The organism is Xenorhabdus beddingii, assembly GCF_002127545.1.
GTDB lineage: Bacteria > Pseudomonadota > Gammaproteobacteria > Enterobacterales > Enterobacteriaceae > Xenorhabdus > Xenorhabdus beddingii.
This window is the reverse complement of record NZ_MUBK01000013.1, coordinates 60,637-82,452: the sequence shown is the minus strand read 5'-3', so window position 1 is coordinate 82,452 and position 21,816 is coordinate 60,637. Positions and strand designations below refer to the sequence as shown.

Below are 21,816 nucleotides of genomic sequence, written 5' to 3'. Positions count from 1 at the left end.
CCTAAAGCTGGCATTCGCAGTTTCCCCTAAACCAACCTTTAATAGAAACAACCGTACCGTTACAGTAACCTATTAAAAACGTCTAATGCCGCATTGTGGATTGAAAAATCAGCAATTATTCAGGGTGCTTTGTATTCAAAATGGGGGATTGCGGCGAGACGGGAGAGGATGGGTGGAAAGTGAACCACGTGGTACGTTACGGTGTGGAGTGTGAGGCAGGGGGAAGCGGGGGATTTGGGGCAGAAAGCGGCTTCTGATGTTGATGTGTCTGAACAGGTGGAGTAAAGGAATAATTAACCCGCAGAAAGTTGCGGGTTAAATTGTCAGCTCAGACTTAAGCGGCTCTGACTATGTAGTTGAAGGCTATGTTGCGGGGGCGGGTTTCTTTTCCTGTGGAATTAGCAACCACATTATCCATATAACCATAACCACCTGACCCTATTCCTATGGCAATACCCAATCCTCTGGGGTCAGCACCATAGTTGATGTCTTTGTGAACGCTATTGAAAATGCCGTTTCCTGTACCTAAATCCTCAGCTCCCGCAGTGGATCTGGACCACATGCGTTGAATTCTGTGGTTATGTGGAGCAACATCTTCTGCTTGATTAGAAAGTAAATGCCGCCCAGCATCCACCCCTCGACCATTATCCCAGCCGCGAATAAACTCCCCTCGCAAATCGGGTAGCACACCAGATGGATAAGCAATAGCAAGTTTTGGATATTTTGCCTTATCAAACGAATCACCGTTGCATATGAACCATCCTTCTGGGGGAGCTTCTGTCGGCCAAGGAACGGGAACACCAACTGGCAAAGCTATTCCTTCCATTAGTGTACCTAATCCAAGATTCTTAACAAATTTTTCCTTATCGGGAATATCCGCCCCGTTCTGATCTTTTGCTAAGCGAGTATCAGCATTCTGATTTGCAGTATTTGCCAGTGAAGTGACATTGTTGATTTGAGAATCTGTCTCTTCTTTGGTATATGCTCCGACATCCGATGCATTCAATGCAATATCAGAAGATAGCGCTTTTCCGTTCACTCTACGGCTATTGGGGACATAATTATTATTGCTGCAATTGGCTTTACTTGCCAAATCATAGACTTCCTTAACAGCTTTAGAGGTTGCGACAGTTATTTCACTATCGCTATCAACATCATTACTAAGGGTAACAAACCCTGGTTCTGCCTGAGTTGCATATGGGTGATTACGGCTTTTGGCGTGTTCTTCTATAGCGTTTTTAACATATTCCGGTGTTGTAACAATCACGAGACTACAACCGTCTGAGACAGGTACATCAGGCTTTTTATCTTGCATATTTATTCCCTCATTTAATCAACAATACACATTGCTAAATAACATGAAGGCGGTAGGAGACTTCTCCGCCTGTGAACATCAATAAAATAGGTTCATCAATACTGGAGAGTACGGCTTGATTTAATTCAGTCGGTGAGCATGTTTTGTTGGCAGGATGGCATAAAATGACGGGAGGGGAATTAATAGAATTTATCAGATGGCTGATAAAACGTAGCCGGGTAACAGCGGGATATCCCGTTTTTGGACTTCTTCTGTTTCAAACGGAGGTGTGCTTGCATGGTGCAGGTTTAGATGCGGGATAATCCTGTATGTTAAAGGGCAAGTTTCTGTCCCTTGGGGGTTATTCTTCTCTGCTTTGGAATCCCCCGCTTTCCCTACCTAATGAGTGTAAAATCAATTTGCATATGCTGTATGGGGTGCTTTTTCTGTTGTCAGATGACTGAAATGAACTCGCTGGCATTGAAATGAAAACCTCGCCCTTGGTAGATACTTGTTTTAAGTAAGTATCGGTCTTAAATAAGCACGGGTCTTAAATAAGAATAGGGCGAGGTTATCTTTCATATTTGTAAAAGGGGTCTTAGTTCACTTTGTGTGATTAATTTGGCACCTTTATTCGCCATTTCCTCAAATGCGCGCTGGCTGTCGTCTGGCTGAATATTAACACCGCGACAACCCTCTGTAATCACATAGGTTTCGTAACCTAAAGCCAACGCATCAAGTACAGTAAATTTGACGCAGTAATCAGTAGCGATGCCCAGTATAAACAGGCGTTGTACATTATGTTTTGTCAGCCATCCATGCAGTCGGGTCTGGCTCTTATGGTCATTGTCGAAAAACGCACTGTAGCTATCTATCTGGGGATTTTCACCTTTCTGGAAAACTTCTGCGATAGCTGATTGGTTTAACGAAGGATGAAACGCTGCCCCAAATTGCCCTTGGACACAATGAACAGGCCACCATATTTGGGGAATGCCATTGAGTTCACCCGATCCGCCAACCTCCTGCCCGGAATTGACCGCAAAGCTCATGTGGTTGGCCGGGTGCCAGTCCTGGCTGGCAATGATAGCGATGCTATTTTCCTGAACCTTATTTTCTGGATCATGGTTTTCGGGATCATGGTTTTCTGGAGTATTGTCTTTCCGGTTATTGATAGCCTGACATAAAGCAATGACTGAATTTGCTACCTCAATGACCGCATCACTCTCTTTGACCGCCAGCGCGCCCCCAGTACAGAAATCATTTTGCAGATCGATAAGTAATAATGCTGTTTTCATCATATTTATTGATTTCCTTTCTGTTATTCATCTGAATAGCTCAATTCACCACGCAGATTCTGTTGCATCAGGTGGCGGATCTCTTCGGGTGTATAAGATTGACTCAGTAAATAGTGTAATTTTGTTAATGCTGCCTCGAAAGTCATGTCATAACCGCTGATAACACCAGAGGCGGCCAACGAGTGGCCTGTAGCATAGCCACCCATATTGACCCGGCCAGAAATACATTGGGTCAGGTTAACCACGATAATTCCTCGCGCGGTTGCTTCCTTTAATGTTTTCAGCAAAGCGGCACATTGCGGCGCATTCCCAACACCATATGATAGTAAAATTAATGCCCTGACCGGTTGCATCAGGATATTTTCTACCACTTGACTGGATAAACCCGGATAGATGGTCACAACACCAATCGGTTGTGATGTGATCGGATTGACGACAAATTCACGATGATTGACAGGTATGGGGCTTGTTTTGAAAGTACGAATATTAATCCCCGCTTCCATGAGTGGTGAGCAATTGGGGGATGAAAAGGCATCAAAGCCATCGGCGTGGGCTTTAATCGTTCTATTTCCACGAAATAATTTATTGCTGAAAAACAGGCTCACTTCGTTGATCGGGTAGTTAGCCGCGAGATACAGCGCGTTAAGCAGATTTGTTTGCCCATCCGAGCGTAGTGCTTCTAAGGGAATTTGTGACCCTGTCACAATAACCGGCTTATTGAGGTTCTCAAGCATGAAAGAGAGTGCAGAGGCAGTGAAGGCCATGGTATCTGTGCCATGTAGAATCACAAAACCATCATAGTCATGATAATTCTGATGGATATCATTCGCGATAATGCCCCAATCATCAGGTGTCATATCAGAAGAGTCAATCAGGGGCTGATGTTCACGGATCGTAAATGTTGGCATTTCTGGACGGTGAAATTCAGGCATTTTTGCCAGTTGCTGCTGTAAATGGCCGGAAACAGGAATGTACCCATTGGGAGAATGCTGCATCCCGATGGTACCGCCAGTGTAAACAACATAGATGGATTTCTTCTGCATAGTCACGTCTCAATAAAAATATTTAGCTGGATTATAGGGAGTATGAAGAATAAAAAAAGCCTGATGGTGAGATCAGGCTTCAAATTTGATGGGTTGTTTCTAATGGACATCGACACAGTTTAGACAGAACGTATAAATATGCCGAGGATCATTCATATTGTTATAAAACAGGGCTTGTTTTTTCATGTCTTGAGCAACTTGAGAAAACGGCGCTGGCAACATTGATTGCAATGTATTTGGCAGCAGGGCTTGTGCTGATGAGGTGAAGCCTAACATCATTTTTTCAGAGAATGAAAAATCAGGTTGCATCCAGTCCAGTGATACCTTTTTGACCCCGGCCAATTCAGCGGCTTTTGTAACAGCATCATCAAAATCACCCAACTGATCGACTAAACCATGCTTTTTGGCATCAAGGCCGCTCCAAACACGTCCCTGGGCGATTTTATCCATATCCGCCAGTGATATTTTGCGAGAATCTGCAACCAATTTAATAAACTTATGGTAGCCGTTTTCAATAGACATCTGCATCATATCGGACAGTGTTTGATTAAGGTCTTTGGTAGCAGAGATATTTGCCAGTGGCGTTGTTGAAACACCATCAGTATGCACGCCAAGATAATTTAGGCTTTTTTCATAAGTCTGGAAAATACCAAAAACACCGATAGAGCCTGTTAATGTATCCGGATCAGCGATGATGTAGTTAGCCGGGGTTGATATCCAGTAACCCCCTGATGCTGCTAATCCTCCCATCGACACCACAATAGGTTTTGCATTTTTGCCGTTATCACCATAGCGGGTTGCGGCAATTTCACTGCGAATAATTTCAGACGCACTGAGACTGCCACCAGGACTGTTTACCCGCAGTACAATGGCTTTGATGTTGGGATTGTCACGTGCTTCACGTAGCTGTTCCACGACGGTATCACTTCTCACTATACCAGATGATTGTTTACCATCTGAAATTGCACCTTCGGCAATAACGACGGCAATGTTGCCTTTATTATCGCTGTCTGATTTTTGCGCCATGTAATCATAGATGCTGATGTAATTGAAATGTTTTTTCTCTGCATCCCAACCAAAAATTTCCTTCATTTTATTTTCAGCAGCACTACGTAGTTCAACATAATTCACGAGCTTGTTTTGATACGCATAAAGTGCGGCATCACCACCGGCTTTACGATATTTTTCAAGTAAGTTAGCTGCGCCAGGGAAGACTTGATCAGCAGGAATATCCCTGTTAACTGCAACGGTGTTCAAGTAATTGTGCCAGAATTCGTTGATCCAGAGCCTGCCAGATTCACGTGCTTCTTCTGACATATCATTGCGCAAAAGGGGTTCCACTGCTGATTTATAAGTACCTACACGGAAAATATGGGTGGTAATTTTTAACGTATCTAATAATGATTTGTAATATAAGCCATTGGTTGCGAAACCACGGATATCGACCATACCTTGTGGAGACAGGTATATTTCATTTGCATAGCTGGCTAAATAATATTGTGATTGGCTGTAATTATCACCGATTGCAAAAACATGTTTGCCCGCGGCTTTAAATTCGTTGATGGCTTTACCAATATATTTCATAGAAGGCAGATCGGCACTGACAAATTTATCCAGCTTTAATACCATTCCGGTAATCTTGGGGTCATTTTGAGCACGACGAATGCTGTCAACAATATCAAATACAGAGGTTTCCTGAGAACTGTCACTGGAAAAACTTAAAAGGTTTCTTTCTAACTGCCCAATCGGGTCAGGAGCGGATACGCGATCAACAACGATACCAGATAGGTCAACATATAAAGCTCCCTGATAGTTATCGTTGGATTTAGACTGTTGCTGATAAGCAATCACACCGGCAGCAACAACAATAACCAGCAGAATAAATATAAGATTAGAAATGAGTTGGCGAACGAAGTTTAGCAGTTTCCAACTCCATCTAAACAATGACGCTATAAACTTCCAAAAAGTACGCATATCGTCTCCAGTGAGGATCTCAAATGGGGTTATCCTAATCAGCTTATTGGTAAATGTCAGCCAGAAATCACGCGAATGGTTGAAAAAATGGTTTCAGCGCTTTCATTCATTAACGAATAAACAGAGAATATTGGGTCTGACAGATTATCTTATTTAGGAGAACACCATGAATGCTTTGGAACTTTTGTTGAATCGTCGTTCAGTTTCACGTTTAACGACACCGGCCCCAGAAGGCGATGAATTACAGCACATTTTAGCTTCAGGGATGAGAGCCCCTGATCATGGGGCGCTGCGTCCTTGGCATTTTATCGTAATGCAGGGAGAAGGTATTGATAAATTTAGTGCACTGCTTGAAAAAGCGGCTGTTGTGGAAGAGCTGGGCAAGGAAGTTGAAGAAAAAGCCAAAAACGCTCCTTACCGTGCTCCTATGATTATCACGGTCATTGCCAAGGTGGTTGAACATGCGAAAATCCCCGCATGGGAACAAGTTGTCGCAGCGAGCTGTGCTGTTCATGCCATGCAGATGGCGGCAGTTGCCCAAGGTTTTGGCGGGATATGGCGTTCAGGCTCATGGACAGAAGATCCAACGGTCAAAGCGGGTTTAGGGTGTGGTGAAAATGACAAAATTGTAGGATTCCTCTACTTAGGGACACCGGAACTCAGGGCGCCTGTAAAAGTTGCCACTCCAGATTTAACGCAATTTGTCAGTTATTTCTAACCGGGGTGAGCAATATCAACTAAAATCCGTCTGACTCAGTGCTGATATGTATATTGATAAAGGTTGCGTACTGATGGTACAGGACGCAACTTTGACAGTAACGGGCACTTAATAGGGGCAATGACCGCTCGTCAACGTCATCTCCTGTGTGATACACAAACTTCGGGTGGTTTATTACTGGTTATTTTGCCAGATGCGTGGAAGAGGCGAAAGCCATTGCACGCAACCACAACATTGGATTGATTGCAATTGGTGAACGGACTGAGTCATGCTCAGGCAGGACATTAATTGAAGTTGTTGAATAATTCCATGCGTCTTTTTATTGCAGAAAAACCTAGCCTCGCAAGAGCTATAGCGGATGTTTTACCGAAACCCCATCGACGTGGGGATGGGTTTATTGAGTGCGGTAATAATCAGTTTGTTACTTGGTGTGTCGGCCATCTATTGGAGCAGGCTGAGCCAGATGCTTACGATACCCGTTATGCCCGTTGGGTATTGGCTGATTTACCGATCATTCCTGAAAAATGGCAGTTAAAACCACGGGCTGCCGTGGCTAAACAACTCAATACCATTAAATCCTTATTGGAAAGGGCGAACGAAATTGTCCATGCAGGTGACCCGGATCGTGAGGGGCAGTTGCTGGTGGATGAGGTGCTGGATTTCTTAGAGTTGGGCACTGAAAAAAAACAAAATGTCCTGCGTTGCCTGATTAATGACCTGAATCCTCAGGCGGTCGTCAAGGCGATTGAGCGATTGAGGAGTAACCGGGAATTCGTCCCGTTATGTGTTTCTGCACTTGCCAGAGCCAGGGCAGATTGGCTTTATGGCATCAACATGACCCGTGCTTATACGCTATTGGGTCAAAATGCGGGTTATCAGGGCGTATTATCGGTTGGCCGTGTTCAGACACCGATTTTAGGGCTGGTCGTGCGTCGTGATGAAGAAATAGAACATTTTGTGCCGAAAGATTTTTTTGAAGTCAAAGCCCATATTGTCACGCCAAACGAAGAGCGGTTTACGGCATTATGGCAGCCGAGTGAATCATGCATTGATTTTCAGGATGAAGAAGGAAGGGTTATCCACCGTCCATTGGCAGAGCATGTCGTGGCGCGGATTAGCGGACAACCGGCCCACGTCACTGCATATCAGGATAAACGGGAATCAGAAACGGCACCATTGCCATTTTCACTCTCTTCCTTGCAGATTGAAGCTGCGAAACGTTTTGGTCTCAGTGCTCAGGATGTACTTGATATCTGTCAGCGGCTCTATGAAACCCATAAATTGATCACTTATCCACGTTCGGATTGCCGTTATTTACCAGAAGAACATTTTACCGGGCGTCATGCGGTCTTGAATGCCATTTCGGTGCATTCTGCCCACTTACTGCCTCAGGCTGCTTTGGAGGTGGATAAAAAGAATCGTTGTTGGGATGATAAGAAGGTTGATGCACACCATGCCATTGTTCCTACAGCGCGCAGTAGTCAAGTCAATCTGACAGAAAATGAAAGTCACATTTACAGTCTGGTTGCCAGACAATATTTAATGCAATTTTTCCCTGATGCGGTATTCCGCAAATGTACGATTGAACTTGATATTGCGGGCGGGAAATTCATCGCCAAAGCCCGTTTTCTGGCAGAAGCGGGCTGGAGGACACTGCTTGGCAACAAGGAACGGGATGAAGAGAATGAAGGGACTCCATTACCGATTGTTGCGAAGGGCGATGCGCTTGTGTGTGAGAAGGGGGAAGTGGTGGAAAGGCAGACACAGCCACCGCGACCTTTTACTGATGCCACATTATTATCCGCAATGACCGGTATAGCCCGATTTGTTCAGGATAAGGCACTGAAGAAAGTTTTGAGGGCAACGGATGGTTTAGGCACGGAAGCAACCCGGGCCGGAATTATCGAACTGCTCTTCAAACGGGAGTTTCTATACAAAAAAGGGCGTCATATTCATGCTACGCCTGCGGGACGGGCTTTGATCCATGTATTGCCGGATATGGCGGTATTACCCGATATGACAGCACATTGGGAATCCCGGCTGACGCAAATCAGTGAAAAGCAATTCCGCTATCAGGATTTTATGTTGCCACTTCAGGAGACCTTGCAGCAATTAATCTGGCAGGCAAAACAGTACCGTAATCTGAAAGCGTTTAGGGATTTACCTCCTGTTCCTGCGAAAGGCAAAAAAGGGAAACAGGTAAAATCCCGTCAGAATAAGGCAAAGGCAGATAAAATGAATCAGTCAAAAACCAACCCGTCATAAGCAACGTGATAATACAGCACCAGCATAATTGATGGTGCTGTGTTTCATCATTGGGTCACGTTATTTGAAGTTATATTGTTTGAAATTATATTGTTTGAAATTATATTGCAAATTCAGTCCAAACCGGAGCATGGTCAGACGGTTTTTCCATGCTGCGAATGGCATAATCAATCCCGGAAGAGATACACCGTTCTGCCAATGGTTGGCTGGCAAGCAACAAATCAATACGCAGCCCCCGATTATCATCAAACCCTTTTGAACGATAATCAAACCAGGAAAATTGGTCATCGATCTCAGGGTGCTTGGCCCGGAATGTATCGATTAATCCCCAATTGGCAAGGCGCCCCATCCACTCTCTTTCTTCCGGTAAGAAAGAGCATTTTCCGGTTTTTAACCAGCGTTTTTGATTATTTTCCCCAATCCCAATATCGAGATCGGTCGGGCTGATATTCATATCACCCATAATCAGAATATGTGATTCTGGGGTATGGTGATTTTCTAAGTAAGACTGCAAGTCCTGATAAAACTTCTCTTTTGCCGGAAATTTAATGGGATGGTCACGACTTTCCCCTTGGGGAAAATAACCGTTAATGACAGTCAATAAACCGATAGGCGTTTCGATATCGGCCATAATAATCCGGCGTTGTGCCTCATCATCATCGGTAGGGAAACCTTTACGAACATCGACGGGTTGTTGGCGGGTGAGTAGAGCAACCCCGTAGTGTGATTTTTGACCGTGGTGGAAGACGTGATAGCCTAATTTGCTCACCTCTTCCAGTGGAAACATTTCATCATGAACTTTTATTTCCTGTAATCCGATCACATCTGGTTGGTGTTGTTCAACAATTGCAGCAAGTTGATGAGGTCGTGCCCGCAGTCCATTAATATTGAATGAGATAAATTTCATATCGTTATAATCACCTTAAGAATACGTTATGTTTTAATATTAACAGATATAAATAAAGATGTAACTGTTTATTAAATAATAAAATTTGCCTAATCACTTTGATATCTCGCTATTTTACTCTTATATGTCATACTATACTGAGTATAATACTCTTGCTACCCGAAATTTAGAGTGTTGAATCGTTTTTTAAATAATAAAAAACATAAAATTAACGACTGGTGAATTAATGGATATATAATAATTCACTAGTTGTAATCTGTTATATTAAACGTGCGATATTATAATTTCCGTTAGGTTTTTTATCCTTGGAATTTATTTTATGTCATGCGTTACAAAAATTAATTAATGAAAAAGTAGAAGAGTTAATCAATCTCTGATAGAAAATTGACCTTGTAGGTCATGCTTATATTTATTAATGGCTTACAATCACGGTGGAATATTCATCATGATATAGATGAATAATATAGTTCATCTAAACCGCATTATTGCATCAGGGACTGGCATTTTATATAAATGTCATTTGAAAAATATCTGTTTTTATTGTACAAAATTATACCTTCACAATATCAAGTTTGATTTAGCGGTTACCTGATGAGAAGGCCATTTCAAGGATATTATTTTAGCCACAAGTTACATAGGAACGGTGAATTATGTTTTTTTCTCGTAAATTAGAAGCATTCATGGCGGTGGTGGAAATGGGTTCTTTAAGCAAGGCGGCAAGAGTGATGAACCGTACGACTCCCCCAGTCGCTAAATCAATTAAAGACTTTGAGGCGACGTTAGGAAAGCGCTTATTTAAAAGGGAGAAGTTTGGGATGATTCTGACCAAAGACGGAGTGGAGTTATATAATGACCTGAAAGAACTCTATTTGAAAGAGAAAGAAATTACAAAGAAACACATTAGCGGGAGTATTTGTAATGTTGTGAATATATACCATGATTGGGGTAAGAAAAAGCATCTGATTTCGCTTTATAAAGCGGCGGACAGAAATAATGCTCAGGTGAATATATTACGCTTCAGTTATGATAACATTGATGAAATAGTTGATTATGAGGGCAATACGATAATTTTAAGTTCAGAGAAAATACTTAGCGATAGATTTAGTCTTGTACGGAAAATTGATGGACCAAATTTGGGGATCTGCTGCCGTAAAGAGTTACTGGATGAAGTGAATGGTGACTTTACTCAATTACTGAAAAAGAGAACGTGGTTATGTGATCCCGTGCTCTATAAAGGTAATTTGATAAAGAGTTTGGAAGAGGAAATGATAAAAAGTGGAGAGAAAATCAATATTAGACAGATGGATAATGTAGAGTGCTGTCTTAATTTTATTCAGTCAACCGATTATATATTTATTACAGATTCCCACTCCGGTGCATTGGAAGAGGGAGAGAGCTTAGGCTTCATTCCAATATTACGACCTGATGCAGTGAATCAGTGTTATGTCTACAAATCAAAATCTCATTCAAGCGTGTTAAATCGTTTCATCGACTCTGTTAGCGATATGGAGTAACCGATTGCATAAGCGGAGCGAACTATCCGCCTTTCCAGCTCCGCTATTGGTACTTGACGAACGTATTTATTTATTGCTTTTGCAATGCATTGAAGGCTTGAAGTCGGTTTTTGATAGTGGTGGGGAAGGATGATTCGTCATTTCGTTCCTCACCTTCGGATTAACATATTACGTTATATGACATCACGTTATATTACATCTCCTACATGCCATTATCTCATTACATGGCATTCTGCGTATCAGGCGCGTTGTTATTTCGCTACGCTCAATTCAAACTTGCAGTTTAAAGTTTTTCTTGCCTGGATAAAGGCATAGGGTCAGTGTTGTGTTGACAATCAGAAATAATTCTTTGAGGGGCATCGGGAAAATGGTGGTGGGGGAAGGATTCGAACCTTCGAAGTCTGTGACGGCAGATTTACAGTCTGCTCCCTTTGGCCGCTCGGGAACCCCACCAAATTTTTGAATTGTGCGCTGTCGTTAGCAGCGGACGGCATAATATCAAATAAACCGCCGCTGTAAAGTAGCTTATTGAAAATAAAGCATCAATCGCTGTTTTTTTAAACCTTGCGGTCACATTGTGATCCAAAATCCAACAGCTTGTTCTTTCTTAAAGGAGACTTTCTTTTTCTTAAAGAATAATAGTACGGTTACCATAGACGAAAACTCGCTGGGAAAAAACGGAGTGCAATGCCTGGCTCAAAACATTCTTTTCAACATCTCGCCCTGCACGCATCATCTCTTCAGCAGTATAGCTATGATCCACATTTATCACATCCTGAGTGATGATCGGGCCTTCATCCAAGTTGTCATTTACATAATGAGCCGTAGCGCCAATGATTTTTACACCCCGTTCATAGGCTTGATGATAAGGACGTGCTCCGATGAATGCGGGTAAAAATGAATGGTGAATGTTGATGACTTGGTTTGGATAATGCTGAACAAAGGCCGGGGTTAAAACACGCATGTATTTGGCAAGTACGACATAATCGGGTTTATATTGGTCGATTTGAGCCATCAATGCTTCATCATGCTGCTCACGGGTTAAACCCTCATGGCTGATGTAATGAAATGGAATGCCAAATTGTTCAATCAATGGTTGCAGGGTTGTGTGATTACCGATAACCGCCGCAATTTCGACATCCAGCCCACCATAGGCGCTTTTTACCAGGATATCACCAATACAATGTGCTTCTTTTGTTACCATGATAACGATACGGCGACGCCCGGCTGTATTTAATTCACGATTTGAACCCGCAGGTAGGGCGTCATCTAAATCTGCCAGAAGTGTTTCATCATTGAAAATACCTTCCAGTTCTGTGCGCATAAAGAAACGACCGGTACGATGGTCTACAAACTCGCTATTCTGAACAATATTTAATTGATGCTTGTAGCAAATATTTGTGATCTTTGCGATTAATCCTTTTGCGTCAGGACAGATTGTACGCAAGATTTTTTTTTGTATGTTTGTGTTTTGCATGGATTATGAGATTCCCAAATCGGCTTCACTGCTTGTGAATTGTTATGTTTGATATTTAGAGACTGATTTTAACCACAGCACTTCTTGTATTTTTTGCCTGAGCCACACGGACAAGGGCTATTACGGCCTGTCTGAGGACGGACACCATCTATATAAAACCAACGTTGATCAATGCGTAAAAAACGCGAGCGCTCGTGGATCAATTGCTTATCTTGCTTTCCTTGCTCTATAAAGCAAGCTGAAAATTCAACATAAGCCTCGTTATTATGTTTACCTTCGCTCGTTTCAAGCACATTTAGACCCAACCATTCTACACCCGCAAAATGTTGTTCTATTTCTGTACGCCAATTTTCGGCCTGACAATCAGGATGCCAAGTCGCGATAAGATAGTCTGCATTTTGTGTAACGTAAGCACTATATCTGGAACGCATCAAGGATTCGGCATTTGGAGCAGGATGATGATTTTCAAGATAGGGGCTACAGCAATGCGTGAAAGGTGAACCACTGCCGCAGGAACACATGTTTGTCAAAATAACTCCAATAATTCAAAGAGGTTGCTGTTAAATGAGCAATGTCGCAAAGAGATGTAAGAGTATAAAAAGAGTATAAATACTACAGTCCTACTGGACTATCATCGACTGATGATACTCGAATATAGACAATGGCCGCAATGCCTGACAAGAGTCTGGCGTCATGGGATGGATTGGTACTAAATATCGAATCACGGAAGCGTGATTAAACGCTTACGTACTGTATATCTCGTTAAATTAACTGCTATACTCGTGCGCGTTATTTTTTACGGGTGCGATTTTCTTCACACAAACAATTTTTTTAAGAGAGTCAATGCTATTGTTTAAGCTGTAAAGGGGCTTTTCAGTGACAGCATAGCGGCAGGAGACAATATAATGTCAGTAATAAATAAAAAGGTAAAAAAAGCTGTTATACCCGTTGCTGGTTTGGGAACACGGATGTTGCCGGCTACCAAAGCCATCCCTAAAGAAATGCTCCCTCTTGTGGATAAGCCACTTATTCAGTATGTCGTCAATGAATGTATCAAGGCGGGCATTAATGAAATTATTCTGGTCACGCATTCATCCAAAAACTCTATAGAAAACCATTTTGATACCAGCTTTGAGCTGGAAGCGATCCTTGAAAAAAGGGTCAAACGTCAATTATTGGACGAAGTGCAGTCAATTTGCCCAAAACACGTCACAATCATGCAAACCCGTCAGGGGATCGCTAAAGGGCTGGGACATGCTGTGTTATGCGCCAAACCGCTTATTGGTGATGAACCCTTTGCGGTGATTTTGCCGGATGTTATTTTGGATGAGTACAGCACTGACCTGTCAAAGTATAATTTAAGCGAAATGCTGTCGCGCTTTAATAGCAGTGGGGCAAGCCAAATTCTGGTCGAACCCGTCCCTGTAGAGAGTGTTTCGGACTATGGTATTGCTGATTGTCTGGGCGAAGAGCTGAAACCCGGTGATAGCAAACCTATCGCCCGTGTTGTTGAGAAGCCAAGACCAGAAGAAGCACCCTCGAATCTTTCCATCGTTGGCCGTTATGTGTTATCTGAAAAAATTTGGCCGTTATTGGCAAAAACTGCACCAGGGGCAGGGGATGAAATACAACTGACAGATGCGATTGCCATGCTGATGGAAAAAGAATCTGTTGAGGCTTATCACTTACAGGGACGTAGTCACGATTGTGGCAACAAATTGGGCTATATGCAGGCATTTGTCGAATATGGCATGAAACATAAGGAACTGGGCAAATTATTCACGGATTGGGTTATGACTTTGCAAAGTCAGGATAAAAAATAATCTACTGGTAATTTAAGGTGTGATATGAAAGTTACTGTATTTGGTATTGGCTATGTGGGCTTAGTTCAAGCAACCGTGTTTGCAGAAGTTGGGCACGATGTACTTTGTGTTGATGTGGATGCAAAAAAAGTTGAGAGCCTGAAAAATGGTCAGATCCCTATTTTTGAACCAGGTTTGGCGCCCTTAGTAAAGAAAAATCACGCAGAAGGGCGTCTGAATTTTACAACGGATGCCAAAGCCGGTATTGCTCATGGCAAATTACAGTTTATTGCAGTAGGAACACCTCCTGATGAAGACGGATCAGCCGATCTTCAATATGTCACTGCGGTTGCCAGAACCATCGCGGAAAATATGGATGGTCACAAAGTCGTTGTTGACAAATCAACGGTACCTGTCGGCACGGCTGATAAGGTCAGGGCAGTGATGCAGGCAACGTTGGAAAAACGGAATGCAGACCTGCCATTCGATGTTGTCTCCAACCCTGAATTTTTGAAGGAAGGCGCGGCAATTGCCGATTGTATGCGGCCTGAGCGTATAATCATTGGCTGTGATAACGATAATGTGGTTGATGTCATGCGCGAATTGTATGAGCCATTTAATCGTAATCACGATCGCATGATAGTCATGGATATCCGCAGTGCTGAACTGACTAAATATGCAGCTAATTGTATGTTGGCCACTAAGATCAGCTTCATGAATGAAATTGCTAACCTGGCAGAAATGCTGGGGGCCGATATTGAGAATGTACGTCAGGGAATTGGCTCCGATTCTCGCATCGGATACCACTTTATTTATCCTGGGTGTGGATATGGTGGTTCATGTTTCCCGAAAGATGTTCAGGCATTAATCCGAACTTCTGAGCAGATCGGGTATATCCCCAAAATTCTTCAGGCCGTCGAGCAGGTTAACGAAAAACAGAAAAGCAAGTTGCCTGCTTTTGTAAAACGTCATTTTGGTCATGACCTGTCTGGCAAAACATTCGCTATTTGGGGGCTGTCATTTAAGCCTAATACGGATGATATGCGTGAAGCATCAAGCCGTGTATTGATGGAAACATTATGGGAATGTGGCGCTAAAATACAGGCATTCGATCCTGAAGCCATGCAGGAAGCCCAGCGCATTTATGGACAGCGTGGGGATCTTTCGTTAATGGGGACAAAAGAAGCTGCGCTGCAAGGTGCCGATGCTTTAATTATATGTACAGAATGGCAAAATTTCAGAGCGCCTGATTTTGATGTGATTAAGGATTCATTAAAAACGCCTGTGATTTTTGATGGACGTAATCTTTATGATCCTGAGCGCCTGCAATCGCGCGGATTTACGTACTATGGAATTGGGCGCGGAGCCTCAATCAATCCAGTCATTTGAGTCATTATATGAAATTTTTAGTTACGGGTGCCGCTGGTTTTATTGGCTTTCATGTTAGCCAGCGGTTATTGAATATGGGGCATGAGGTTGTCGGTATCGATAACCTCAATGATTATTATGATGTTAATTTGAAACAGGCGAGATTAAATTTATTACTCCCTTGTTCAAATTTTAAATTTGAAAAATTAGATCTGGCCGACAGAATTGCTATCCCCGAATTGTTTGCCAAACATCAATTTCAGCGAGTGATCCATTTGGGCGCGCAGCCGGGTGTGCGTTATTCAATACAAAATCCAATGGCATATATTGATGCTAATATCATCGGTCATATCAATATTCTTGAAGGATGCCGTCATAATCATGTAGAACATTTATTATATGCTTCTTCAAGTTCAGTCTATGGTCTAAATAAAAAGCAGCCATTTTCTACTGATGATTCTGTTGATCACCCTGTTTCTTTATATGCTGCAACGAAAAAAGCCGATGAGTTAATGTCTCACAGCTATTCTCATCTTTATCAGCTTCCGACTACTGGGTTGAGGTTTTTTACCGTATATGGGCCATGGGGGCGTCCTGACATGGCTTTATTTAAATTCACTAAAGCTATGTTAGAAGGCCAACCAATAGATATTTATAATCATGGCAATATGGTGAGGGATTTCACATATATTGATGACATTGTTGAATCTATAATCAGATTACAGGATGTTATTCCAGCCCCGAATAAAGACTGGTTGGTTGAAGATGGACAGATATCTGCCAGCTCTGCGCCATACCGAATTTACAATATTGGTAATGGTCAACCTACAAAGCTGGGGGATTTTATTGAAGCCATTGAAGTTTCATTAGGGATTGAAGCAAAGAAAAACTTGATGGAAATTCAGGATGGCGACGTGCTATCAACATGCGCGGACTCCAGCATGCTTTACGATAAGATTGGTTTTTTACCCGATACACCAGTAAAGGAAGGGGTAAAACGGTTTGTTGATTGGTACTTAGGCTTTTATCAGAAATCGTAACGTTAGAAGCAAGAAAAAGGAGCGAATCGCTCCTTTTTTTATAACTTTATGTTAATAAAAAACTAAGTTGGTGTTAAATTCTTTTTTGGCACATGAGAATATGAAAGCGACTGGGTCGTTAATATAACTCTCTGCGTTTTTACATCAGCCGTAATTAACCTAGTTAGTTGTATTAATCATAAAAAACAAAAATACCCTCAAGCGGGTATTTTTGTTGAGTGTGCAAGCAACTGATTAGATCAGGAAATCTTCCAGACTTTTGCCTTCTTCATCAATTGCTTTTTTGATTACTGCAGGTGTACGGCCTTGGCCAGTCCAGGTTTTAGTTTCACCGTCGTTATCAAGGTATGAATATTTAGCTGGACGTGCAGCACGTTTAGATTTACCTGTCGCTTTACCACTTAAAGCGTCTACTAAATCACTTAATTCAATACCGTCTTTTTCCAACATTTCACGGTATTCTTGAAGTTTACGTGTACGCTCTTCTATTTGTGCACGAGCATGGCTTTCTTCATCACGACGTTCTTCAACAACAATCGTAAGTTTCTCCAGCATTTCTTCTAAAGTAGTCAGTTCACATTCTCTTGCTTGTGCGCGCAAGGTACGGATGTTATTTAAGGATTTTAAATTTTCGCTCATTGTCCTGGTCTCAAATTATAATGATGATGACTGATGTAGGGATAATAATAGAATGCTATTTTATTTTCTGCAATAGTGAATTTACTTTCTCAGGCTAAAACATGTCATTTTAAAATGCAATTTTTTTGATAATCGATATATTGTGTTTTAATCCTGCTATTGAGATTACCATTTTTCAATAAGCATTGAGGTCGATTTTCTGTAAAGTTGAGTAAGGGATAAACCCCAATGTATAAAACTAATTTATGGTCAATCCGTAAGGAATGTTAACTGTTCTATTGGAAATAAGCTGAAGAGTATAGTGTGGGACGCAAGTTTTTTATGGGTAATCTATTGGTTATGATTATAGTGACTGAATTGAACAAAAGTAAACCACTATGATTATTAATATGCAAAGGATGGAAGGTTAAATAACTATTTTCTTTAGATGTTAATTTCGTTCATTTGTCATGCAAAAAGTGCTGGTGGTGTTGATTTTATATGCACAAATGTGATGGTTATCATGAAAATAATCTTTTCTTATTCACCCTATTTTGTTTCTGCTATCCCACATTTAACAATAACAGGGAGTAATCTCAATCAGAGTTTGTGGTAAACTTGCCGCGATATATCGCCTGATTAAATTTGACAAGAGGATGGACGGGCCAATGGCTCAGCTTTATTTTTATTATTCCGCCATGAATGCAGGGAAATCAACTTCCTTATTACAATCTTCCTATAACTATAACGAAAGAGGAATGAGAACGCTGATTTTTACAGCGGAAATCGATACCCGATTTGGTAAAGGAAAAGTCAGTTCCCGTATTGGCTTATCCGCTGACGCTTTGCTGTTTTCATCAGAAACAAATATTGCGGAGCTTATCAGAAGTGAAAATCAAGCGGAAAAAATCCATTGTGTTTTGATCGATGAATGCCAGTTCTTGACGAAAGAACATGTCGAACAGTTGTGTGAAATTGTCGATTATGATGATATCCCTGTTCTTTGCTATGGCTTAAGGACAGATTTTCAAGGGGAGTTATTCAGCGGAAGCGAATATCTTCTCGCGTGGTCAGATAAATTGGTGGAGTTGAAGACAATCTGTCATTGTGGGAGAAAAGCCAGTCGTGTGCTGCGTTTTGGCAGTGATGGGAGCGTTGTCTACGATGGTGCTCAGGTTGATATTGGTGGTAATGAAAAATACGTTTCTGTGTGCCGTAAGCACTATACGGACGTTATTCGTGAGGCTAAGGCAAAAAAGGCTTAATACTTCAAACCTTGTGATTTTCTAATGGGTTTCACGCCATTAGGCCAATAAAAAAGGCGTAGGGTTACCCCAACGCCTTTTGAGTTACATCAGTTCATCATCTATTACTGTTTCTTATTATTTTTTTATTTGGTTTTACTGCCTCCTGAGACTCGTTCTGTTCAGTGAATTCACGTCCATAGAAAGAATCCAACAACAGTTGCTTCAATTCGGAAATTAATGGATAACGTGGATTGGCTCCAGTGCATTGGTCATCGAATGCATCTTCTGCGAGTTTGTCGATTTTTGCCAGAAAATCAGCTTCTTGAACCCCCGTTTCACGAATGGAAGCGGGAATGCCTAACTGAGATTTCATTTCTTCCAGCCAAGCCAACAATTTTTCAATTTTGGCCGCAGTCCGATCACTTGATGTGGTTAATCCCAGATGTTGTGCAATTTCCGCATAGCGGCGTCGCGCCTGTGGGCGATCGTATTGACTGAATGCCGTCTGTTTTGTCGGATTGTCATTCGCGTTGTAGCGGATGACGTTACAGATTAACAGCGCGTTGGCTAAACCATGTGGAATATGGAATTCAGAACCAAGTTTATGGGCCATGGAGTGACACACACCCAAAAAGGCATTGGCGAAAGCAATACCGGCAATGGTCGCCGCATTATGAACACGTTCGCGGGCAACGGGGTTTTTTGCTCCGTCGTGGTAACTGGCAGGCAGAAAGTCCTTCAGCAATTTCAATGCCTGTAGTGCCTGCCCATCAGAATATTCATTGGCTAAAACAGAAACGTAGGCTTCCAGCGCGTGAGTGACGGCATCCAATCCCCCAAAGGCACACAGGGATTTTGGCATGTCCATGACTAAATTGGCATCGACAATCGCCATGTCGGGGGTCAATGCATAGTCTGCCAGTGGATATTTTTGCCCGGTGATATCATCAGTGACAACCGCAAAAGGCGTGACTTCTGAGCCTGTGCCAGAGGTGGTGGTAATCGCAACCATCTTGGCTTTTACCCCCATTTTCGGGAACTTATAGATGCGTTTGCGGATATCCATAAAGCGCAGGGCCAGTTCTTCAAAATGTGTTTCTGGATGTTCATACATCACCCACATAATTTTGGCTGCATCCATGGGGGAACCACCACCAAGGGCAATGATGACATCAGGTTTAAACAACTGCATTTGTTCAGCACCCTTGCGGACGATGCTCAAAGTAGGATCTGCTTCAACTTCAAAAAAGACTTTGGTTTCCATGCCGTAAGATTTTAAGACATTGATAACCTGATCGGCATAACCGTTATTAAATAAGAAGTGGTCTGTGACAATAAAGGCACGTTTTGCGCCATCTGTGGCGACTTCTTCCAATGCGATGGGCAGCGAACCGCGCCGGAAATAGATTGATTTTGGAAGTTTATGCCATAACATATTTTCAGCTCTTTTGGCGACGGTTTTTGTATTAATCAGGTGTTTTGGCCCGACATTTTCGGAGATGGAATTACCGCCCCAGGAGCCACAACCCAGAGTCAGGGAAGGGGATAACTTGAAGTTATACAAGTCGCCGATCCCACCTTGGGATGCCGGCGTGTTGATCAAAATACGGGCGGTTTTCATTTTGTCGCCGAAATATTTAATACGCCCGGCTTGGTTATCTTGCTCAGTATATAGGCATGATGTGTGCCCGATACCGCCCATTTCAACCAGTCTTTCGGCTTTTTCAACCGCGTCTTCAAAGTCCTTGCCACGGTACATGGCAAGCAGTGGCGATAATTTTTCATGGGCGAAGGGTTCAGATTCATCAACCAAGGTGACTTCACCGATAAGAATTTTAGTATTATCAGGCACAATAATACCGGCCATTTCCGCAATTTTTGTTGCTGGCTGACCTACAATTGCCGCATTTAAATGACCATTTTTCAAAATGATATCTTGAACCGCTTGCAGTTCTTTTCCTTGCAGGAGATATCCACCGTGAGTGGCAAAACGCCCACGGACTTGCTCATAAACCGCATCAACAACAATAACTGATTGTTCTGAAGCACAAATCACGCCGTTATCGAAGGTTTTTGACATCAGAATGGATGCGACGGCACGTTTGATATCTGCTGATTCATCGATGACCACGGGAGTATTGCCAGCACCAACACCAATGGCGGGTTTGCCTGAGCTATAGGCCGCTTTCACCATGCCTGGGCCACCGGTGGCCAAAATCAGGTTGATGTCAGGGTGGTGCATTAAGGCATTTGAAAGCTCTACAGAAGGCTCATCTATCCAGCCGATGATATCTTTTGGCGCCCCTGCTTCAACTGCGGCCTTCAAGACGATTTCGGCGGCTTTATTGGTGGCTTTTTTGGCCCGTGGATGTGGGGAGAAAATAATGCCATTTCGGGTTTTCAGGCTGATAAGCGCTTTGAAAATTGCGGTAGATGTCGGGTTGGTTGTGGGAACGATGCCGCAGATCAAGCCAATAGGTTCAGCAATAGTGAGGGTCCCGAAGGTATTATCTTCAGATAAGATGCCGCAGGTTTTATCATCTTTATAGGCGTTATAAATATATTCAGAAGCGAAATGATTTTTGATCACTTTGTCTTCCACTATCCCCATCCCGGATTCAGAGACAGCTAATTTTGCCAGTGGAATGCGGGCATCAGCGGCAGCCAGGGCCGCAGCACGGAAAATTCGGTCAACTTGTTCCTGAGAAAAGTTAGCAAATTCATGTTGGGCTTTTTTTACGCGAGCAACTAATTCATTGAGTTCAGCAAGTTGAGTTACAGCCATAAAAATTACTCCTGATAAATGTTAAATTTTTTAAGGTAATTAGCTGCGAGATTATTAATTTATCAAATAATGCCATGAAATTAATCGGTTGGATTTCATCGAAAATACCGCTAATTACCTTAAGAAATGGCCTTAAGAAATTGTTTAATAAAATGATTGATATAGGAATAATTCCTTTTCTTGATGTTTTACGTTGGGAACAGCTTACCATTTACAGGCATTTATATTGTGATTTAGATCATGAAAACATTAAGCTGACACAATTCAGCTATTGTTTTTGGCGAGGAAGTATCAGTTGATATTTCAGCTTGAATTTAAATGATTATTTAACTCACCCAATACAATTTATTAACCGTGTTTTGCTTGCGCCTCTTAGCGTTAGGCTGTTTTTATTGATAATAACAACGGAATGAGTTGATTTAACGTAACGAATTAATCTCGATTTACGGTATTGTTTAGGTATTGTTAT

At 42.2% G+C, this 21,816-nt stretch carries 16 protein-coding genes, 1 tRNA gene and 1 pseudogene; 8 read left to right on the top strand and 10 right to left on the bottom strand.

Annotation, left to right across the window (positions count from 1 at the left end; translation table 11 throughout):
* Nucleotides 1-334 precede the first annotated feature (334 nt).
* The 4 genes from Xbed_RS09510 to sppA all read right to left on the bottom strand — a co-directional run bounded on the left by Xbed_RS09510 (nucleotide 335) and on the right by sppA (nucleotide 5,606).
* Complete coding sequence (locus tag Xbed_RS09510) at nucleotides 335-1,315, bottom strand: phage tail protein (protein ID WP_086112694.1); 981 nt, start codon at nucleotides 1,313-1,315, stop codon at nucleotides 335-337.
* Nucleotides 1,316-1,872: 557 nt separating this feature from the next.
* On the bottom strand, nucleotides 1,873-2,589 hold the full coding sequence (gene pncA / locus Xbed_RS09505) for a bifunctional nicotinamidase/pyrazinamidase (RefSeq protein WP_086112717.1): 717 nt from the start codon (nucleotides 2,587-2,589) through the stop codon (nucleotides 1,873-1,875).
* 23 nt (nucleotides 2,590-2,612) lie between these two features.
* Entirely contained in the window at nucleotides 2,613-3,632 is a 1,020-nt protein-coding gene (ansA, locus tag Xbed_RS09500) for an asparaginase (RefSeq protein ID WP_086112693.1), read from the bottom strand.
* Between the two features lie 99 nt (nucleotides 3,633-3,731).
* Nucleotides 3,732-5,606: a signal peptide peptidase SppA gene (sppA, locus tag Xbed_RS09495; RefSeq protein WP_086112692.1), complete on the bottom strand. Its 1,875-nt coding sequence runs from the start codon at nucleotides 5,604-5,606 to the stop codon at nucleotides 3,732-3,734.
* 166 nt (nucleotides 5,607-5,772) lie between these two features.
* Here sppA and Xbed_RS09490 point away from each other — a divergent pair, with 166 nt between their 5' ends.
* From Xbed_RS09490 to Xbed_RS09480, 3 genes and pseudogenes are all read left to right on the top strand, one after another.
* A complete protein-coding gene (locus tag Xbed_RS09490; RefSeq protein WP_086112691.1) occupies nucleotides 5,773-6,324 on the top strand; it encodes an NAD(P)H nitroreductase in 552 nt (183 codons plus the stop codon).
* Between the two features lie 49 nt (nucleotides 6,325-6,373).
* Nucleotides 6,374-6,629: pseudogene (locus Xbed_RS20695) on the top strand (selenide, water dikinase SelD); the annotation flags it as partial.
* A gap of 4 nt (nucleotides 6,630-6,633) precedes the next feature.
* Nucleotides 6,634-8,589 carry a DNA topoisomerase III gene (locus tag Xbed_RS09480; protein WP_086112690.1) on the top strand — a complete coding sequence of 652 codons (1,956 nt, stop codon included), beginning with the start codon at nucleotides 6,634-6,636 and terminating at the stop codon, nucleotides 8,587-8,589.
* A 100-nt stretch (nucleotides 8,590-8,689) separates the two neighbouring features.
* Here Xbed_RS09480 and xthA read toward each other — a convergent pair whose 3' ends face one another.
* Nucleotides 8,690-9,496 carry an exodeoxyribonuclease III gene (xthA, locus tag Xbed_RS09475; protein ID WP_086112689.1) on the bottom strand — a complete coding sequence of 269 codons (807 nt, stop codon included), beginning with the start codon at nucleotides 9,494-9,496 and terminating at the stop codon, nucleotides 8,690-8,692.
* 650 nt (nucleotides 9,497-10,146) lie between these two features.
* Here xthA and Xbed_RS09470 point away from each other — a divergent pair.
* On the top strand, nucleotides 10,147-11,010 hold the full coding sequence (locus Xbed_RS09470; RefSeq protein WP_086112688.1) for a helix-turn-helix domain-containing protein: 864 nt from the start codon (nucleotides 10,147-10,149) through the stop codon (nucleotides 11,008-11,010).
* Between the two features lie 368 nt (nucleotides 11,011-11,378).
* On the opposite strand, the gene Xbed_RS09465 is transcribed toward Xbed_RS09470, so the two are convergent.
* From Xbed_RS09465 to Xbed_RS09455, 3 genes are all read right to left on the bottom strand, one after another.
* Nucleotides 11,379-11,463 (bottom strand) — tRNA-Tyr (locus tag Xbed_RS09465).
* A 175-nt stretch (nucleotides 11,464-11,638) separates the two neighbouring features.
* Entirely contained in the window at nucleotides 11,639-12,487 is an 849-nt protein-coding gene (gene purU, locus Xbed_RS09460; protein WP_086112687.1) for a formyltetrahydrofolate deformylase, read from the bottom strand.
* A 68-nt stretch (nucleotides 12,488-12,555) separates the two neighbouring features.
* The gene (locus Xbed_RS09455; protein WP_086112686.1) at nucleotides 12,556-13,008 is read right to left on the bottom strand and encodes a YchJ family protein; all 453 of its coding nucleotides are present in this window, start codon (nucleotides 13,006-13,008) and stop codon (nucleotides 12,556-12,558) included.
* Nucleotides 13,009-13,392: 384 nt separating this feature from the next.
* On the opposite strand from Xbed_RS09455, the gene galU reads away from it, so the two are divergent.
* From galU to Xbed_RS09440, 3 genes are read left to right on the top strand one after another with little or no spacing between them, the layout of a single operon-like run.
* Nucleotides 13,393-14,310 (top strand): UTP--glucose-1-phosphate uridylyltransferase GalU, encoded by a 918-nt coding sequence (gene galU / locus Xbed_RS09450; protein WP_086112685.1) that lies wholly within the window; start codon nucleotides 13,393-13,395, stop codon nucleotides 14,308-14,310.
* 24 nt (nucleotides 14,311-14,334) lie between these two features.
* A complete protein-coding gene (locus tag Xbed_RS09445) occupies nucleotides 14,335-15,678 on the top strand; it encodes a UDP-glucose dehydrogenase family protein (protein WP_086112684.1) in 1,344 nt (447 codons plus the stop codon).
* Between the two features lie 8 nt (nucleotides 15,679-15,686).
* Complete coding sequence (locus Xbed_RS09440) at nucleotides 15,687-16,697, top strand: NAD-dependent epimerase (RefSeq protein WP_086112683.1); 1,011 nt, start codon at nucleotides 15,687-15,689, stop codon at nucleotides 16,695-16,697.
* A gap of 234 nt (nucleotides 16,698-16,931) precedes the next feature.
* Here Xbed_RS09440 and hns read toward each other — a convergent pair whose 3' ends face one another.
* Entirely contained in the window at nucleotides 16,932-17,336 is a 405-nt protein-coding gene (gene hns / locus Xbed_RS09435; protein ID WP_086112682.1) for a histone-like nucleoid-structuring protein H-NS, read from the bottom strand.
* A 647-nt stretch (nucleotides 17,337-17,983) separates the two neighbouring features.
* Between hns and Xbed_RS09430 the strand changes: the two genes are divergently transcribed.
* A complete protein-coding gene (locus Xbed_RS09430) occupies nucleotides 17,984-18,580 on the top strand; it encodes a thymidine kinase (protein ID WP_086112681.1) in 597 nt (198 codons plus the stop codon).
* Between the two features lie 97 nt (nucleotides 18,581-18,677).
* Here Xbed_RS09430 and adhE read toward each other — a convergent pair whose 3' ends face one another.
* The gene (adhE, locus tag Xbed_RS09425; RefSeq protein WP_086112680.1) at nucleotides 18,678-21,347 is read right to left on the bottom strand and encodes a bifunctional acetaldehyde-CoA/alcohol dehydrogenase; all 2,670 of its coding nucleotides are present in this window, start codon (nucleotides 21,345-21,347) and stop codon (nucleotides 18,678-18,680) included.
* Nucleotides 21,348-21,816: the final 469 nt, after the last annotated feature.

What these genes read in the sequence shown, in the direction of transcription:
- Xbed_RS09510 (WP_086112694.1), bottom strand. Translation starts at nt 1,315, where the DNA reads ATGCAAGATAAAAAGCCTGATGTACCTGTCTCAGACGGTTGTAGTCTC.
- pncA (WP_086112717.1), bottom strand. Translation starts at nt 2,589, where the DNA reads ATGAAAACAGCATTATTACTTATCGATCTGCAAAATGATTTCTGTACT.
- ansA (WP_086112693.1), bottom strand. Translation starts at nt 3,632, where the DNA reads ATGCAGAAGAAATCCATCTATGTTGTTTACACTGGCGGTACCATCGGG.
- sppA (WP_086112692.1), bottom strand. Translation starts at nt 5,606, where the DNA reads ATGCGTACTTTTTGGAAGTTTATAGCGTCATTGTTTAGATGGAGTTGG.
- Xbed_RS09490 (WP_086112691.1), top strand. Translation starts at nt 5,773, where the DNA reads ATGAATGCTTTGGAACTTTTGTTGAATCGTCGTTCAGTTTCACGTTTA.
- Xbed_RS09480 (WP_086112690.1), top strand. Translation starts at nt 6,634, where the DNA reads ATGCGTCTTTTTATTGCAGAAAAACCTAGCCTCGCAAGAGCTATAGCG.
- xthA (WP_086112689.1), bottom strand. Translation starts at nt 9,496, where the DNA reads ATGAAATTTATCTCATTCAATATTAATGGACTGCGGGCACGACCTCAT.
- Xbed_RS09470 (WP_086112688.1), top strand. Translation starts at nt 10,147, where the DNA reads ATGTTTTTTTCTCGTAAATTAGAAGCATTCATGGCGGTGGTGGAAATG.
- purU (WP_086112687.1), bottom strand. Translation starts at nt 12,487, where the DNA reads ATGCAAAACACAAACATACAAAAAAAAATCTTGCGTACAATCTGTCCT.
- Xbed_RS09455 (WP_086112686.1), bottom strand. Translation starts at nt 13,008, where the DNA reads ATGTGTTCCTGCGGCAGTGGTTCACCTTTCACGCATTGCTGTAGCCCC.
- galU (WP_086112685.1), top strand. Translation starts at nt 13,393, where the DNA reads ATGTCAGTAATAAATAAAAAGGTAAAAAAAGCTGTTATACCCGTTGCT.
- Xbed_RS09445 (WP_086112684.1), top strand. Translation starts at nt 14,335, where the DNA reads ATGAAAGTTACTGTATTTGGTATTGGCTATGTGGGCTTAGTTCAAGCA.
- Xbed_RS09440 (WP_086112683.1), top strand. Translation starts at nt 15,687, where the DNA reads ATGAAATTTTTAGTTACGGGTGCCGCTGGTTTTATTGGCTTTCATGTT.
- hns (WP_086112682.1), bottom strand. Translation starts at nt 17,336, where the DNA reads ATGAGCGAAAATTTAAAATCCTTAAATAACATCCGTACCTTGCGCGCA.
- Xbed_RS09430 (WP_086112681.1), top strand. Translation starts at nt 17,984, where the DNA reads ATGGCTCAGCTTTATTTTTATTATTCCGCCATGAATGCAGGGAAATCA.
- adhE (WP_086112680.1), bottom strand. Translation starts at nt 21,347, where the DNA reads ATGGCTGTAACTCAACTTGCTGAACTCAATGAATTAGTTGCTCGCGTA.